The organism is Flavobacterium xinjiangense (assembly GCF_900142885.1).
GTDB lineage: Bacteria > Bacteroidota > Bacteroidia > Flavobacteriales > Flavobacteriaceae > Flavobacterium > Flavobacterium xinjiangense.
The window spans coordinates 72,104-89,959 of record NZ_FRCL01000009.1 but is presented as its reverse complement, the minus strand read 5'-3'; the positions used below and the strand labels follow the sequence as shown (position 1 = coordinate 89,959).

General features: G+C 35.5%; 13 protein-coding genes. 3 read left to right on the top strand and 10 right to left on the bottom strand.

Going from position 1 to position 17,856, the window contains the following annotated elements; all coding sequences use genetic code 11:
• Nucleotides 1-80 precede the first annotated feature (80 nt).
• The 7 genes from BUC23_RS11775 to BUC23_RS11745 all read right to left on the bottom strand — a co-directional run bounded on the left by BUC23_RS11775 (nucleotide 81) and on the right by BUC23_RS11745 (nucleotide 6,376).
• Nucleotides 81-797 (bottom strand): FkbM family methyltransferase, encoded by a 717-nt coding sequence (locus BUC23_RS11775; protein ID WP_073209662.1) that lies wholly within the window; start codon nucleotides 795-797, stop codon nucleotides 81-83.
• A gap of 52 nt (nucleotides 798-849) precedes the next feature.
• Entirely contained in the window at nucleotides 850-1,614 is a 765-nt protein-coding gene (locus tag BUC23_RS11770; RefSeq protein WP_073209660.1) for an FkbM family methyltransferase, read from the bottom strand.
• 41 nt (nucleotides 1,615-1,655) lie between these two features.
• Nucleotides 1,656-2,525, bottom strand: a complete 870-nt coding sequence (locus BUC23_RS11765) for an ABC transporter permease (RefSeq protein WP_073209658.1) — start codon at nucleotides 2,523-2,525, stop codon at nucleotides 1,656-1,658.
• 904 nt (nucleotides 2,526-3,429) lie between these two features.
• On the bottom strand, nucleotides 3,430-3,786 hold the full coding sequence (locus BUC23_RS11760) for a helix-turn-helix domain-containing protein (protein WP_073209657.1): 357 nt from the start codon (nucleotides 3,784-3,786) through the stop codon (nucleotides 3,430-3,432).
• Between the two features lie 497 nt (nucleotides 3,787-4,283).
• Nucleotides 4,284-4,952, bottom strand: a complete 669-nt coding sequence (locus tag BUC23_RS11755; protein ID WP_073209655.1) for a hypothetical protein — start codon at nucleotides 4,950-4,952, stop codon at nucleotides 4,284-4,286.
• A gap of 3 nt (nucleotides 4,953-4,955) precedes the next feature.
• The gene (locus BUC23_RS11750) at nucleotides 4,956-5,900 is read right to left on the bottom strand and encodes a HipA domain-containing protein (protein WP_073209653.1); all 945 of its coding nucleotides are present in this window, start codon (nucleotides 5,898-5,900) and stop codon (nucleotides 4,956-4,958) included.
• A 251-nt stretch (nucleotides 5,901-6,151) separates the two neighbouring features.
• Nucleotides 6,152-6,376, bottom strand: a complete 225-nt coding sequence (locus BUC23_RS11745) for a helix-turn-helix domain-containing protein (RefSeq protein ID WP_073209651.1) — start codon at nucleotides 6,374-6,376, stop codon at nucleotides 6,152-6,154.
• 936 nt (nucleotides 6,377-7,312) lie between these two features.
• Here BUC23_RS11745 and BUC23_RS11740 point away from each other — a divergent pair.
• From BUC23_RS11740 to BUC23_RS11730, 3 genes are all read left to right on the top strand, one after another.
• A complete protein-coding gene (locus BUC23_RS11740; protein ID WP_073209649.1) occupies nucleotides 7,313-10,351 on the top strand; it encodes a SusC/RagA family TonB-linked outer membrane protein in 3,039 nt (1,012 codons plus the stop codon).
• Nucleotides 10,352-10,369: 18 nt separating this feature from the next.
• Nucleotides 10,370-11,782 (top strand): RagB/SusD family nutrient uptake outer membrane protein, encoded by a 1,413-nt coding sequence (locus BUC23_RS11735; protein ID WP_073209647.1) that lies wholly within the window; start codon nucleotides 10,370-10,372, stop codon nucleotides 11,780-11,782.
• A 224-nt stretch (nucleotides 11,783-12,006) separates the two neighbouring features.
• A complete protein-coding gene (locus tag BUC23_RS11730; RefSeq protein WP_084538342.1) occupies nucleotides 12,007-14,643 on the top strand; it encodes a S9 family peptidase in 2,637 nt (878 codons plus the stop codon).
• 53 nt (nucleotides 14,644-14,696) lie between these two features.
• Here the strand turns inward: BUC23_RS11730 and BUC23_RS11725 are convergent, their stop codons facing one another.
• The 3 genes from BUC23_RS11725 to BUC23_RS11715 form a co-directional block, all read right to left on the bottom strand.
• A complete protein-coding gene (locus BUC23_RS11725; protein ID WP_073209643.1) occupies nucleotides 14,697-14,969 on the bottom strand; it encodes a DUF6520 family protein in 273 nt (90 codons plus the stop codon).
• A gap of 244 nt (nucleotides 14,970-15,213) precedes the next feature.
• Nucleotides 15,214-16,764 carry a DoxX family protein gene (locus BUC23_RS11720; RefSeq protein WP_073209782.1) on the bottom strand — a complete coding sequence of 517 codons (1,551 nt, stop codon included), beginning with the start codon at nucleotides 16,762-16,764 and terminating at the stop codon, nucleotides 15,214-15,216.
• 152 nt (nucleotides 16,765-16,916) lie between these two features.
• Nucleotides 16,917-17,855: an AraC family transcriptional regulator gene (locus tag BUC23_RS11715; protein WP_084538340.1), complete on the bottom strand. Its 939-nt coding sequence runs from the start codon at nucleotides 17,853-17,855 to the stop codon at nucleotides 16,917-16,919.
• Between the last annotated feature and the right edge of the window lies 1 nt (nucleotide 17,856).

Sequence of the window (17,856 nt, the reverse complement as noted above, 5' to 3'; positions counted from 1 at the left end):
AAATTTATCATTTCAAACTATTGGTCTATATAATAAGCTTTTCACAACTACCTGTCGAACAGCATAACACAGTTTGGATGTTAGTTTTTCTGCCAATTTTCCTTTCTTACAAATATTGTATTAATATGAGTATCCGCATATAACATATAACCTTTATTAACGATATAGTCTATTAGTTTTAAATTTTTTATTCCATTTCCACTGGTAGAAAAAGAAATTGTTTCAATACAAATAACAATAGGATAATTATTTTCAAAGTCTAATTCTCTAATAATAATCTCATCAACACCTTCAGCATCTAAACTTAAAAATTGCGGAAAAATACCATTTGAAAAATTTTTTAAAACATCCGCTAATGTCTCAACTTTAATTTTTTCAATACTTTTTATTACATAATTACCTTGTAAGGAATACTTATCTGCTTCTTCTTTTGAAAATGTATTCAAAGTAGGTGAAGAGATAATATAAAAATCTAATTCACAATTACAATCACTAATACCAATGTTCAGATTTATATCTTCTTTTCTATGTTTTAAAAATTCCTTAAATAGAGTTGGATCTGGTTCTATATTAATTCCTCTGCAACCATTCATATAAAATAAAGCTGTATTGCTAATAAAATAAGGATGATGAGCACCAATGTCAATGTAAGTTGGTTTCTGAATACCCAAATTATCAAAAATAAATTTGACAATTAAATCTTCTCCACTTTGTGAATATGAGATTTTCTTGTTATTGCCATCTTTAGAACTAAAAAATTTCGCAATGAATTTACGTTTTATTTTACTTAATAACATATTCCTCTATCTCAATTTAGTTCTTAATTATTATGTAATGCAGGAAACCTTATCAATTTCCTTTTTTAAAATGAAAATGTATCGACTTCGAAAAGATAGAAAATGTTTTAAAATAATTCTTATTCAAATAAAACTGATCGCCAACTTGACCTTCAATTTCTGATTTAACTAAATAGAACCCATTATAATTCATAAAATTCTCAATATCCACTCTTAAAGGCTGGCCATTATACAATTCAATATCTGCAACTTCAAGCCAAATAGCCTTTATCTTTTTCATACAGTCTTTTGCCCCCATTAAAACCTTTAATTCAGCGCCTTGAACATCCATGTGTACAAAATCAACTTCATCTATTTTGTTTTCTACAAAAAAGGAATGCAGTGTTAACGTATTTACGTTTATTTGTTTATCAAAAAACAACCATTTTTGATTATTCTCCTTTTCAGGGGAAAGTAGTGAGCTGGACTTATTACCAAAATTCCAATCTAATTCGTTTGATTCATGATCTGGATGCCCTGAAGACACGTGAAACTCTGAGATCCCTTTTTCATCCGAAACTGCTACAGGCATCAGTATTACGTTTTCGACTTTATATTTCTCTAAGTTCCCAGTAATAAGTTTCTGATTTTCAGGTAATGGCTCAAATATATAAATAGAAGAAAAAGGAAAAATTCTCGAGTATCTAATAGACTCCTCTCCTTCGCAGCCTCCAATATCTAAAATTGTTAATTTATCATCCGTTTTGAATAATTTTAAAAGATCTTTTTTTAGAGGTGAATCAGTAAGAATATAATTATTCCTATTATATAAAGTCATACTTGTCATTTTAGTGTTATTTATCTCCGTTTTCTAAAATTCTAAACCGTATCTATAAAACTCTTCTCCGTCTTATTAAAAATCAACACACCCACAAAGAATACAATAACTGTTACTAAAAACGTATAACCCAATCCCCAAATGGAAATTTGTCCTACATCCAATAACATATAACGGGCAGTTTCTATTATATAAGCCAATGGATTGTATTGCACTAACCAGCCATAGGAAGGCAATTTTTCTTTGATCAAAGCCATAGGATACATCACTGCCGACAAATACATCAACAATTGTACACCAAAACCAATCAAATTACTAAAATCCCTGTATTTAGTCACCAACGATGAGATAAACATTCCCAATCCTAATCCTAAAACACCCATCAGTACAATTAACAATGGGAAGAACACCACAGAACCATTAAGTCCAACAGTAGCTCCTTTTAGATAATAGAAAACATAAAACGCTATAAATATCAGAAACTGAATTCCAAATTTAATCAAATTAGAGATAACGATGGAAATAGGCACAATCAATCGCGGGAAATATACTTTACCAAAAATACCCGCATTAGCACCAAAAGTATTTGAGGTTCCCGTAAGACAAGCCGTAAAGTAATTCCAAACCGTGATTCCCGCCAAATTAAACAAAAACGGAGGTACTGTTCCAGTATCAATTCCCGCCAAATTGTTAAAAATAATGGTAAAGGTAATCGAGGTAAACAAAGGTTGTATCAGGTACCAAAGTGGTCCTAAAACGGTTTGTTTATAAACGGTAACTACATCTCTCTTTACAAAAAGCATTAGCAGATCACGATATTGCCAAACTTCTTTGAGGTTAAGTGAAAAGAATTTATTTTTTGGTGTTATTTCAAACAGCCACGTGGTATTGGTATGTTCGGGTTGGTTCATTGGTTTATGCTAAAATCCTAGTTTTGGTTTTGTCTTATCAAACATGTCGTTAAATGCTTTGATTTCGAAGCAAATATAAATAATTTGTACTTTTTATTTCCCAAAAAAAATGACGTCGTATTGTCTTTATTTTGAAGTAAAATCTTGTATTTAATTACTGCAAAGAATCATATCCACCATAAAAAACGAAACTTCCGGGCACGCTTCGCGACTCTAACTAACAGTAGTAAGGCGAAGCCCACTTGTCAATAAGAGTTGTTTTTCAGCGAATATACTATTCCTTTATAAATAATAGCAATAATTAACAATCAATCGACAATATTGATACATTCGAAGTGTATACCTCTGTTTTTACCTTAATTTAGTAATCCTCATATACAGCATATAGGTTCTGGATTTTCGACTCCGTTTAGTCCTGAAGCTTCGGGAGGGATAAAAATAAAATTCTTCGGTTAGTGCAATAAATAGCGAGTCCTTAAGTCAATATCATACTTGATTTTTCTACTAATAAAAAAGCCCCAAAAAAGTTAAATTCTTTTTGGGGGCATTTCATGCTCTGTATATTTTATCTCTTTTACGCCTCCACCTACTATTTTTATTATAATCCCTTCTAAACTCATAAATCTTCCTTCTCAGGCAAAGACCTAAAAACCAAAACAAATTAAATCCTATTATTTTATACCATTCCATACTTCAGATATAGAAAGGTACAAGAATTTAACTCTCATCATAAAGTAGCTTACTCCTTTATTGACAAGTAATAATCACGAATTGACATCTAGTTGAAAAGCCAAAAAAAAAAAACATGTTAGCATCTTTAAATTACTTTTACTAATTATTAAAACATTAATAACTAACAATATAATGTTTATTTTAGCTAATTTACTACTGAATCAGTCACTATTTATATGGAATCGCGATTTTTTGGATGTATTTTCAGTTCTATGATTTCTTTTTCCAGTTCTTCAATTTTTTCTTTTTGCAATATTAAAAGTTCTGTTTTTACATTAAAACTAGGGATATTATTTTTTTTAATTTCTATACTACCCTCTTCTAAAACCAACCAATTCAAAGATATCTCGGGGTATGTTTTTATGAAACTTCTAAGATTGTCAATAGAAACTTTCTGTTTTTCATTTTTTAAATCATTTAGCTCTGCCTTATCAATACCAAGTACTTCAGCGAGGTCAGCATATGTCCTAATATGTCCCTTTCCTTTTAGAAAATTATAGGCTGTAAAAAAGCGCTCATTATCTGTCATTTTAAAAAAGTATAAAAGTTTAGTACTTATCTTTTATTGTGTTCTACAAGACTTTATCTATTGTTAAATATATTTATTTTTTCTTACAAATCATCCAAGGAATTGCTATTTATTAGAAGCATTTCCAATTTACTTAGATGTAACTTCAAGTAGTTTAACACTAAATTCCTAATTGTAAGGCTATAAAAAAGACACCATCAAAGCATCTTTCATTTCTTTCTCTTGCAACTATCATTGAGATGCTTGGTTCTCATACATTCATAAAATCTCCCTCTCAAATAAAGACCTAAAAACCACACGACAACTCCCCCTATTATCTCATACCATTTCATATATCAAATATAGACAGTACAGCAACTTGGCTATTATCTCAACAACAGAAACTCCTTTATTGACAACTATTAATCCCGAATTGATAAGTATTTCGTATCGCTATAAAACAGAAAAGATACCTTAAGCAAGGTATCTTTTCTGTTTTATAGCGTGATTTGAATTAATTATAACACTTTAATGGAAAAATAAATCTGATTCATTTTTCCGTTTTTTTCTAAGTTACTTACATTAATTTCAACTTCTTCATTCTTAACTTTATGAAAAAATAAATTATGTCCTTTTTTAACGAAGCCTAGACAATTATTCCCTTTAAAAATTTTTACCGCATTTTTATCAAACTTATTTTCTGGATCAAGCTCAAATCTAAGTTTATCTCCTATTTCGACACAATCATTTTTTAAATTAAAATGAGTTAATGCTGCAATATTTGAAACAAAATTAATACCTATTCCATTATGTTTTTTAGGAAATTCTGCTAAAAATTCAAATGTATCGGTAGCTAATTCTCCCTGTGTAATTCCTAATTCATCAAACCAGTCAAGACCTTCTAAATTTGCATTCCAAAAAGAAAGATAATCATACCTGTCAGCTCTTGTTTTAGGCATAAGCCTTAAACTTAGTGCTGTTTTTAAATTAGTACTGTATTCTTTATCTAAATCCGGAAATTCCGGATAATTTAAAAACCCTTCTGTTGCTGCTTTTTTTACCTCCTCTTTCTGATATTTAAACACAATAGTATCCCCTGTAGGAGTTTCTCGTGTTAAAACTCCAACTAAAAAACGACTTTTCCCTTTACCTTGTCGCCAACTTAAATAAATTTTTTTTAGTATCATATATTAGAAGTCATTCAAAAGCTTCTCAATTCTTAATTTTAGTAACTTAACAACTAACTCTTTCCTTTTTGGAGTCAAGTTGTATATTTTATTTGCAAATATAACACCATTATCAATGTTATTTACAATGTCTGTAATTATGTTTTCATTATATTTTTCCCTGACCCGAGAAATTGCATTCCCTATTGGTATTGGATATTTTTCAACTATACGTTTTAATAACTCAATATGTGGCATTGATTCACCAAACCATTTAACATGAGATACTGCTTTCTCACCAAATAAATATTTTTCAAGTATTTTACCATCTTCTAAAAAATTATCAATCTTATCGTCTATTACATTATAGGCCAAACAATTCCCATTATCAAATAAAGGTGAAAAACGCCCAGTAACCTCTAAAGACAAATCTATTTTTTTGCTAAAACCAAGATACCTTTGCTTTGATTTTTTAAAACTAATTTCTCTTATAAGAGCCCAGTTTTGCTGATGACGATCTCGATTCCCAATGATACTGTCAAAAACAAGCATTTCAATAAAATCATCTAAAAGTAATGTATATGTACTATCTGATTTAAAATATTCTTCTACTAATTGAAAAGTATGATCTGTTCCTTTTTTGGTTTCAAATTCAGGTAAAATCCTTATCAAAAGTTGTTGGCCATGCATTAATTCTTCAGTGAACCCAGTGGTCATTGAGGGTGACAAACAACCTCCAAGCCCATCTAATATAGCAGGTTGATATTCGAGCACATTAAATCCAAATTCTTGACCGATCTTAAAAGCAATAATTTCATTCCAAAACTCCCATGGATATTTTTCCTTTGGTTCCTTGAAATAAAATAAATCAAAAGTTACAGGATGTAATACAACCTTTTTAATTCTCTTCCCAATAGGAACGAATCTTTGATTTCCTGAAGGCCATTTTGAAATATCAATTAGTTCCAAGTGTTTACAATTTAAGTGAAATTCCGTGAGTAAATTTATATGATTACATTATTCTTTTTTGCTTGTTTATAGAAAGTAAGTCCCATTTAACACCATTCCATAAGTCAATATTATTTAAGGGTATAGTTCAAATCTAGAATTATTAAATGAAATCAAATTAGCTACTATGCAGTGAGGGAATTGAATATTACGATTAGCATTTTTTCAATAAAAAAAGATGAGCATCTTTTTTTATATCTTTAACTACTATATTACTCAAATAGTATCTTAATATCTACTTTTAAAGCTTCCGCTATTTTGGTAAGAGTTTTAACTGTTGGATTACTTTGACCTCTTTCGATTCTTCTAATCTGATTTTCTGACATACCTATTTCAATAGCTAACTTGAATTGAGAAAAATCTGTTGTTTCTTCTCTAATTCTCCTTATGGTAGCTCCAAGTGTAATTAGCACTTTATTTTGTTCTTCTTTTATCACAGGATAAATTTGCGTTATAAAAAAATATTAATCCCACACATATATGTGTGGCGTCATATTTTTTTATTATATTTGCTTTTGAATACATATATTTGCGATTCTTCATATAATAATATTGAAGCATTCGCTTTGAATCTCGCTTTTGAAAACTGGTAATTTTTAATTAGGAACGAGTGGATAAGTAAGATGCTCACGCCCCATGGCGTGGGCTCACTTATTGTTCCTCGGTATACCAGTACCTCAAAGGCAGTAAGCTGAGTTCTGCGCCATTTTTTTATTCTCTAGGCACAACACACCGCTTATATTCTTAGCACCGCTTCTTCATTTTTCATAGTCTCGCAGCAGTTTAACACGCTAAAACCCGCATGCCTATGAATAAAATAAAACACATCTCTATAACAGCCTAAGCTAAACCTTAGCGGTGGTTCCAATCACTAAACCACAAAATCCCAGTTAGGAAAACGCCCTTTTCGTAACTGGCGCAAGATTCCTATGCTCAACTAAAAACTAAGACTGAAAACTTAAAAAAAAACGCCTATGACTAAATAAAGACACAACCCCAGACTTTATGACTTTCGACTTTAAGACTAAATAAAAGACACCTGCACCGAAAGGTCCTTTGAATAAAACACCTAGTTAATTTAATTTGAATTTGTTAATAAAAGGTGCAGGTTATTTAGCCGCAACAGCAACTCATAACCTTTAACCCTTAACCAGTAAATAAAAAAAATGCCTATGAAATACTACAAACAAATACAAATAGGAATAATTATACTTTTTATAGTAACGATGTGCCTGTGGCTTTATAGTTGCCATTGTTTCACCGAAATAGATCTTCCTAAGTAAAACAAAAAAAAGGCCCTCTAACTCTTCTTGGCGGACGAATAGAGGACCATCGCTAACAAAACTAACGTTTCATTTAACTAAACAAATATTATGAAAATTATTTCATTAAACAATGGCTTAGGAGCACTTTGGTATTCGCTTATTTTTGGCCTGTACTTCTTCTGTACCCCTGCTATAGCCAACAAGGTATTGAGGCAAAACCAGCCCCTAATACTACTAACGCAAATAAAAGGCACTATAACCGATGGAAATAACTCCTTACCAGGAGTAACCATTTCCGTAAAAGGGAAACTTACAACAACCATCTCGGATTACTACGGGCAATACACAATTGCAGCATCACCTGACGATACGTTAGTTTTCTCTTTTATGGGATTCAAAACAGTCCTGGTGCAAATAGACGGACGGGAAACAATCAACATCCAACTAAAAGAAGATGCAACAACCCTAAAAGAAGTACTGGTCAATACCGGTTACTATTCCGTAAAAGAAAGTGAACGCACGGGAAGTATTGCAAAAATAACAGCAGCAGCCATAGAAAAGCAACCCGTTACTAATGTGCTGGCGGTGATGCAGGGTCGCATGCCTGGTGTCAATATCACCCAGACCACAGGTGTTCCGGGTGGCGGTTTCGACATTCAAATTCGGGGAAAAAACAGCTTAAGAACAGATGGAAATAACCCATTATATATTATTGATGGTATGCCGTACGCATCAGAAAATTTAGGCAATACTCTCCTTTCCAGTACAATCCTTTCTGCTGCGGGTATTAACCCCCTCAATGGCATCAATCCTTCCGATATAGAAAACATAGAAATCCTAAAAGATGCCGATGCCACAGCCATATATGGTTCTCGTGGTGCAAATGGTGTCGTCCTCATTACCACCAAAAAAGGAAAATCAGGTAAAACAACGTTTACACTGAATGCCTACAGCGGAACAGGTAAAGTCACCCGAACGCTGAATTTAATGAATACACCTCAATATCTCGAAATGCGCAGGGAGGCATTTGCTAATGATGGCTTCACCCAATACCCTGATTGGGCTTATGATATCAACGGGACTTGGGATCAAAACCGATACACCAATTGGCAAAAAGAACTCATTGGCGGAACAGCATTGACCCAAAATATCGAGACCGCCGTTTCTGGTGGTACCAGCAATACACAGTTCCTCATACGCGGAACAAGGTTCAAAGAAACGACCGTATTCCCAGGTAATTTCGCCTATGGCAAAACTGCCCTCCATTTCAATATCAACCATATCGCCGACAATAATAAATTCAGCATCAGTCTTTCCGGTAACTATGTGGCTGATAAAAACAACCTGTTGGGTACAGATCTTACACGGGAAGCAAGTGTCCTGTCCCCCAATGCACCTGAATTATATGATCCAAATGGCAATCTGAATTGGGAGAACTCGACCTGGGATAACCCGCTGCGTCTTTTAGAGGAGAAATACCTCGCCAAAACCAACAATCTTACAGCAAGCAGTGCCATCGGCTATAAAATCATGCCTGGCTTAGAGGTAAAAACTACTTTAGGGTTTACAGACAACCGCTTAGAAGAGTCTAAAAAATCCCCTTCAACGGTCTACAATCCAGCTTGGGGTCTCAACAGTTCTGCATCCTATTTCCTATTGAACCAAGCCAAAAAACAGTCCTGGAGCATCGAACCCCAACTGACCTACCAACAAGAAGTGGGCTTGGGCACATTCAAAATACTGGCAGGAGCCACTTTTCAAGAGCAGACCAGAGAACAACAGGCCCTCTATGCTTCCGGTTTTTCCAGCAATAGTCTGCTAACCAACATTGCTTCGGCTGCCCATATAGCCATACTCAACAACGACAACAGCACCTATCGTTACAATGCTGTTTTTGGACGTGTAAATTACAACTTGCAGCAAAAATACATCCTTAACCTAACCGGACGTCGGGATGGTTCCAGTCGTTTTGGCGCGGATAAGCACTTTGCTAATTTTGGTGCTGTAGGCGCTGCTTGGTTGTTTGGCAAAGAAGACTTTATCGACGAAGCCCTCCCCTTCTTAAGTTTCGGGAAGTTAAGAGCCAGCTACGGAACCACGGGAAACGACCAAATAGGTGACTACCAGTTTTTAAATACCTACAGTTCTTCGGGGATAAGTTATCAAGGCATCACCGGCCTGCAGCCCACCCGTTTGTATAATCCTGATTTTAGCTGGGAAACCAATAAAAAACTGGAAGTAGCTTTAGAAACGGGCTTTTTAAAGGACCGTGTTCTTCTTAGCACGGCGTACTATAGCAATTGCTCTTCGAACCAGCTGGTAGGCATTCCGTTGCCCGGCACAACAGGATTCACTTCTATCCAAGCCAATCTAAACGCCACTGTGGAAAATACAGGCTGGGAACTGGAATTGAGAACCGTGAATTTCCAGAACAGGCAATTCAAATGGAGCACTATGGCTAACGCTACAATAGCCCGTAATAAATTAATCGCGTTTCCTGGATTAGCTGCCTCTACTTATGCTAATCAGTATGAAATAGGCCAGCCGCTGGACATCCGAAAAGTATACCATTTCACGGGTATAAATCCGCAAACAGGAATATATCAATTTGAAGATTACAATCATGACGGAGCCATAACAGCACCAGAGGACCGTCAGAATATAGTCCACACCAATCCTAATTTCTTTGGTGGGCTACAAAACAGCCTGACCTATAAAAATTGGCAGTTGGATTTTCTTTTTCAATTCGTGAAGCAGTTGGGAATCAACTTCAATTACACAGGGGTGCTTCCGGGTGTTGGAAATAACCAACCCGTTGCAGTACTGGATCGCTGGCAACAGCCAGGCGACACCAGTGCATTTCAGCAATATACTGCTGGCTTTAATAATGATGTCGTAAATGCATTTTACAATTACAGCAGCAGTGATGCGGTCTTCACTGACGCCTCTTTTATAAGGCTAAAAAACCTTTCGATAAGCTATACCCTTCCTGACTCCTGGTCAAAAATAGGCCGATGCCGTCTGTATTTGCAGGGTCAAAATTTGCTCACGATAACCAGTTTCAAAGGACCTGATCCGGAAAATCAATCGCAAGGCAGCCTGCCTCCTTTGCGTGTGTTGACTATGGGAATACAATTGAATTTTTAAACTTAAAAACAAAATAACATGAAATTCATACGAAATAATTTTATCAATATAGTTGAAATACTATGGCTTATAAGTTTCTTTATAACGTTGACCATATTCTTTTCCAGTTGTGAGAGTTTTGTCGATGTAGATGTGCCTGACTCACAGCTTACCGGCGAAAGCGTTTTTCAGGATAAGGCCACTGCTGAAGCGGCTTTAGTAAACATCTATGGGAGACTTCGGAACAATGTTCTGGTGACAGGAGATTTGAATGGACTTTCAATCCTACTGGGAAGTTACGGGGATGAACTGGCTTATTACAGTAACGGCAGTCTTCCCGAAGAAGCTTTTTTTAAAAACAACCTATTGCCTTCCAATACAACAGTTACGGGCACCTGGAACGACAGCTACAATTTAGTATTTGCTGCCAATGCAGTACTGGAAGGCGTTGACAGGTCGACGGGAATTTCACAGAACGATAAAAATCAATTAAAGGGAGAAGCTCTGTTTGTGCGATCGTACATCCACTTTTATCTACTGAACCTCTTTGGAGAAATCCCATATATCACCTCAACCGCCTATCAAGTCAACGCTAAAGCAAAAAAATTGAGCCAAGAAATACTGTACCCATTGCTAATTACTGATCTGAAAACAGCAGAAACACTGCTACCGGCAAATTACATCGGTGGAGAGCGGGTACGCCCCAATCGAACTGTAGCCGAAGCTTTCCTTGCAAGAGTACAGCTGTATGCTAGCAACTGGGAAGCAGCAGAAATAGCATCCAATTTAGTGATCAACAATACTGCAACATACGCATTACAAGATGACTTGGATAAGGTTTTTCTAAAAAACGGTACAAGCACACTCTGGCAACTAAAACCACAAGGAGATGGACAAAATACTTTAGAAGGGCAAAATTTCATCTTTGCATCCGGTCCCCCTCCCAACAGAGCCTTAACTGTGGATTTGAGTAATGCATTTGAAACAGGAGACCAGAGAAAAAACCATTGGATAGGTACTGTTTCTGATGGAACCCAAAACTGGTATTACCCTAATAAATACAAGCAAAATAATAATACAGGCTCCTCTGCCGAATATTCCATTTTGTTCCGCTTGGAAGAAGTGTATTTAATCCGGGCAGAAGCCCGAGCACAACAGGGAAACAGCATTGGGGCAAAAGAAGACCTCAACAAAATCAGGAATCGTGCGGGTCTGGCAAATACCACTGCCAACACAAAGCAAGAAATTCTGGAAGCAATATTGCAAGAGCGCCGTGTGGAACTGTTCACCGAACAAGGCCAACGCTGGTTTGACCTCAAAAGAAGCGGGCAATCTAATCCAGTATTATCAGCTATAAAACCAGGCTGGAATACAACAGACATATTATGGCCATTGCCAGAAACGGAACTTTTGTTGAACAGTAATCTGCTTCCGCAAAATCCCGGATACTAAAGCAATTCCTAAAGTATGGTTATTAAAAACGGTAAGCTCTTACAAGTCATCCCGAACGGAATCGAATACGAAATATTTTTTTGTTCCAACATCTCAGGTTTTTTAAAATGAAATGAACCAAAAAAGGCATTGAGCGTAAATTTTTAATACTAGACAATCTTGAATCCAATTCATTCTTCGCTCCCTCTTCTAGGAGAGGGCCGGGAAGAGGAAAAACAACAATTATGAAACTACTATACAGAATAAATACGATTACACTACTCTTTATTGTATTGCAAATATTGCCACTAAAGTGTCATTCACAACAAAAACGGAAATTGACCCCTGATGACTATAAATTATGGAATACGTTAGCATCCGGTAAATTAGCGGACGATGGCAGTTGGATATCCTACACCATCAGTCATGCGGATGATAAAGACACGCTCTATCTGAAGAATACGACAACCAACTTCAAGTACAGTTTTCCATCAGGACATGGTGAAACTTTTACGCCCAATAGCAATTGGTTTTCGTTTATAAAAAATGATAGTCTAAACCTTTTAAACCTACATACTGGAAAAATGCGTCGATTTGAAGGGCTTTCCCAAGGTACCTTTACACCAGATAGCCGATACGTGCTATTGTACAACGAAGCTTTGAAAACATTTACGTTTCATAATCTGAAAACCTTTATAACAACCACCATTGAAAACGTAAAGGAAAAAAACCTAAACCCAAACGGCAATATGTTGGCAATTATTACCGAGGAAAAAGGATTGAAAACAGTAAAAACAATTGATCTTTCCAACACACTTCGAGCAACAACAATCGCAGCGAACTCCCAAAACAGCTACTCGGGCTTAGCATGGAACAAATCCGGAAAGGCATTAGCTTTCTTTGAAGAATACAAAAATGAAAATCCAGAATTAAGCTGCAACAAAGTTCATTTCTGCTCCAAAATGGATAGCACACCGAAAAGTAAAATACTTGATCCATTGACAACAGCTTCCTTTCCAAAAGACTGTTGGATACCCCTATCAAAACTCTACCTCTCTGACGACAGCAAACAATTGTTCTTAAACATCCGTGCCGTAGCGAATGAAAAAGAAATAGTACAAACGGAGACCCAGAAAAAACTATCCGAAATTAGCATTTGGAACGCCAATGACAAACAAGTACCACCACCAAAAAAAGAAGAAAAACCGTGGGTAAGTATAGAAAAATGGTCCGTCTGGTGGCCAGAAAACAATAAAATTGTAGCTGTAGAAGATGACCAGCATCCGAATGCCGTGCTAACTGGTGACCAAAAAAATGCGCTAGTATATAACACTATCGAATACCTTCCCCAATTTGAATATGTGGGAGAGTACATCGATCTCTATCTGAAAGATTTAAAAACAGGGAATAAAAAATTGATTGTAAAAAAAATAATCAACGAATTTAAGCACACAGTGGTCTCCCCCTCTGGAAAATATGTAGCTTATTTTAAATTAAACAATTGGTGGGTATACAATATTGCCACGGGAAAAAGCAATTGTATTACTGCTAAAATGAACATTCCTTTTTATGATGTAGAGTGCGATCAGGCTGGTGCCATTCCTCCTTATGATCTTCCCGGTTGGACTTCAAATGATGAAAAAATCATTCTCTACGACCAGTTTGATATTTGGCTGATGACAAATGATGGCAGTAAAAAAGAGAAAATAACGGACGGCAGAAAAAGACAAATCACTTATCGTATTTATGACGGCCAAATTCAGCGCTTGGTTCGAAATAATTTTTATGGCTTCATGGCAAAATCATATACTGACAAAGAGGGATTATTACTTGAAACTATGGACAATACTACACTGCAACAAACCTACTCCATTTGGAATAAATCATCAGGAATAAAAGAATTGATTCGCAAGGACATGAAGTTGTTTGCGCTTCAAAAGGCAAAAAACAGTCCTGTGTTTCAGTTTATGGAAAGTCGATTTGATGTTTCTCCAAAACTAATACTGCTGACCGCTTCCGGAAAAGAAAAACAAATAGCACAAGCCAATGGGCAACAAAAAGACTTTTTTTGGGGAAAATCAGAATTGATTCATTACCTAAATGCCGATGGAAAGCCATTAAAAGGGGCACTATTTTATCCTGCAGATTATGTTCCGGGAAGGAAATATCCAATGATCGTAAACATTTACCAAAAAAAATCGGATGAGGTATATAATTACGTAGCACCCTCTTTGAAATTAATCAATGGTTTTAATCCAACCAACTTCACGACAGAAGAGTATTTTGTACTGATGCCAGACTTAGCATACAAGTTAAACGAGCCCGGAAATTCGGCACTTAATTGTGTGGAGGCAGCAGTAGCTAAAGTTATAGAAATGGGCTCGGTAGACAAAAACAATATAGGACTGATAGGACATTCTTATGGCGGCGTAGAAACAACTTATATTATCGGTCATACTAATATCTTTAAAACTGCTGTAGCGGGCGCTCCGGCAACGGACTTACTAAGCTTCTATTTGTCATCTGGTGGCTATGGGCAATCAAATATTTGGCGTTTTGAAAACCAGCAATTCCGAATACAAGCTCCATTTTACTCCGAGGAATTTTTAAAAAATTCTCCTATTGGGAGCGTTCAAAACATCAATACCCCTTTACTAATATGGACTGGGAATGAGGATAAGTCCGTAGACTGGTCAAATAGTACGAAACTGCAAACTGCGTTGTGGAGGTTGCATAAAAAAAGTACTCTTATTGTTTATCCCGGACAAGAACATGTCCTCACAGATCAGACCTATCAAGAAGATCTTTATTTCCGTGTCAAAAACTGGTTTGACTACTATTTAAAAGGAGTACCTCCAGCGGGCTGGATGGCTAATAATTAAAATAAAAAAGGTGTCCGATCTCCGGACACCTTTAATCATTAATTTAAAAGTTCTTAATTATTTCTGTAAAGAACCTTCGTACAGTTTGAATCCTGAGGATTAATCTTGCCGTAGGCCTGACGTTGAATCCCATTGACCAAAAGGGTGCACAGCGGTCCAACATTTGTATTACAGGTTACAGCTTCACTGCATGGTGATGGAGCATCAATATAACCCGTTTGTACTGCCAAAACTCCCTTACCTGAAGTTTGTGAGGCAAAAGCACCTGCAATGGCAAACATAATCGCTGCCACAGGTAGAACTGTTTTTAAAATTCTAGTTTTCATAATAATAAAATTTAAACATGAGGATCTACTCTATTTTACAGGTTTTCGATCTTCCCCTGATACTGGCCGGTATATCATATATATTTTTATTTGTTGAATCTGATTATAACCATTCGTGAGTCATCATTCCAAGCATGTACTCTAACAATTTACCCTTTCAAAAGAGATACATTCAAACTTACTCCGTGCTTTTTGCAGCGTGAAAAAACACAAAAATGGATAGAATTACGTGTCAGGGAAATCATTAATCCTGAAGGGTAAAATCAAAACTATTGGCTTTTAATTTATAAGTAACAATATAGTGTTCCGTCAGGGCTATGAGTAAATTCCCATAAACTTTAAAACTCTTTACTTTCTCGTTCTTGTAATTATATAAATAGAAACTGAACTCATAGGTTTGCTTTTGCAAATTATAAACATCAACTATAGACGCTTCTTTTAACATTGCTTCAGGCTCATAACGACCAAGACGATTCGATATGACGAAAAGATATTTCCCTGCAGAAGTACTAAACAATTGAATCATTGGTGGCTGTATCACAAGCTTTTTTTCCTTCTTGGTATGCAGATATGCGACTTTTATAGAAGCATGACTGACGGTATCAATAGTTTTACCACGATACACTGTCTGCAAATTCCGGTCGGCAACAACAAATGCATTGCGATAATAATACACATAAATCAGTTGCTGGAGCTGCTTATTATAAGTAAGCATACCATCAGTATCAAAGGTACCATCAACTTGTTTTTGAAGTAAATGAGGTGCCAATTTCAGATGAAAACTATCATTAGTAAAGAGTGTCCCCAGTACATACTCATTGGTAAACGGATTCATACTTCTTAAAGCAAAATGATTAGAATCCATAGGCTCCAATAGGGAAAAATATTTTTTCTCTTTAACTAAAGGTCTTCCAAACCACTCAGATATGGTGCCCTTAAAAATAATAGGTACCGTTCCATCAATAAGGTAAAAATAGGGGGCATTTATGCGTATCTGAACAGCCGAAAAAGTATAATTATGTCGTCTCTCCAATCGAAGACGTATTGGTTTCACATCATGGAGGCTGGTATCGATACTTAACAGGTGTAACGGTGCAGTGACATTTCCAAGATAAATACGATCATTTGCGACACCCGCGATATAATAAGAGTTATACGTAATAGGTAAGCCGTTTAACTGAGTTACGGGATGATGTGGATACCTGCGCAAAAAACTGTTATTACGATGTATGGAATGCTCCGATAAAGCATACAATAAAACGACTAGCGATACGCTGGATAAAAAACAAATGGACAGAATTAAAGCATTACGTTTCTTAAAAAAAAACAAGAAATTTACAGGTTCCTTTTGGACAGAATTAACCTCAAAATAAACCGGCTCTCTGCTTAAAACTAATCCAAAAATAGCTACAACTATAAAGCCAATATTAAAAAACAAGTGCTGTGTCCAGTTCATTTTTTCAAGAATACCACCGCAAGAACAAGGAATAAAAGCACTAAAATATAAAATGATAATGATATAAGTAGTAAACATCACCATGAGGCTAAAGGAAGCAAAAAGTCCCGCAAGACGAAATTTAGGAAAAATCAAAAGTAAGGAAATAAAAAGTTCAACTGTCGGCACACCCACTGCGGCCCAACCCGCAAAAACACTGACCAAAGGTGATTGTCCCAATTGCAAACGAAATTGCTCAAAATCCAGCAATTTACTCACTGCCGCATAAATAAACAATACAACATATAGCAGACAGATACTGTTAAGAAGAATGATTTGAGTTGTTGCACGTAGTTTCATATCGATAAACATTTAAATTTAATCCGATATAAAATTCCGATAAACAAAAGACTAAGGCTTTGCAAATCGGTAGTATTTAGTTGTCAAAAAGGTATTATTTACACACCCATTATAAAACAGCATCGTATTTAAGGCAGTAGAAAAGGCTGTCGCTATTGCTTTCTTGTAATTTTATTAGGTGCATAGCCATACGATTTCCTAAATGCTTTTGAAAAATTAGAGTAATCTATAAACCCGCTCATTGCGGCAATTTCTTTAAGTGGTATGCCAGTATTCTCAATTAACAAATGTGCTTTTTTTAAGCGTTCTACATTATAAAATTGATAAATAGTGGTTTTAAATAAATGTTTAAAACCATATTTTAACTTATACTCATTTGTACCAAAAATATGAGATAGCTCTTTTAAATTTGGTAAAGGACTATCAATATGAATTAAAATATAATCGTAAACCTGCTGAATTAATTGTACATCGGACAAACGATAAACGAACTCTTTTCTTGGAATCACAGGGACAGCAGAAGAATCATCGGCAATAACATTATCCCTAACTGCTGTAGTAACTATTGTAGTAACTAAGCTAATTAATATTTTAGTACTATCCATAAAACGGCAAATGTTACAAAAAGCAGGCACAAGCAATTGGTTTTGGCTTACAAAAACCAACTCCAAGTTTTCTGAATAACTACTATTCTTTGACAATTTCTCCTTGATGCTATTAAAAGACACAGCGGATTCTTCTGATAAAATAATTTCAAAAGCGGCTCCATAAAGCATTTTTGGACTGTATCCCAATAAAACAGATACATCTGTACTTATCTTTTTTACTATCCAACTGGAATCTACAATAAAACTGGCCTGAACATAGGAACTATAGCTGTTGTGTGGATTTACATAAGTCAGATGAGAAAAAGAGGACTTTAATTCTTCGGCTACCATATTCAACAGCAATATTAAAGATTCCACTTCATCATCAGCTGTACTCCGCTGAATACGATAGCTGAAATTCCCTACTGCCATTTCAAGCAACATTTGGCGAATAGGCCTAATACGTTGATGATTAATTTTATCTTCCATGAAATACCATAGCATT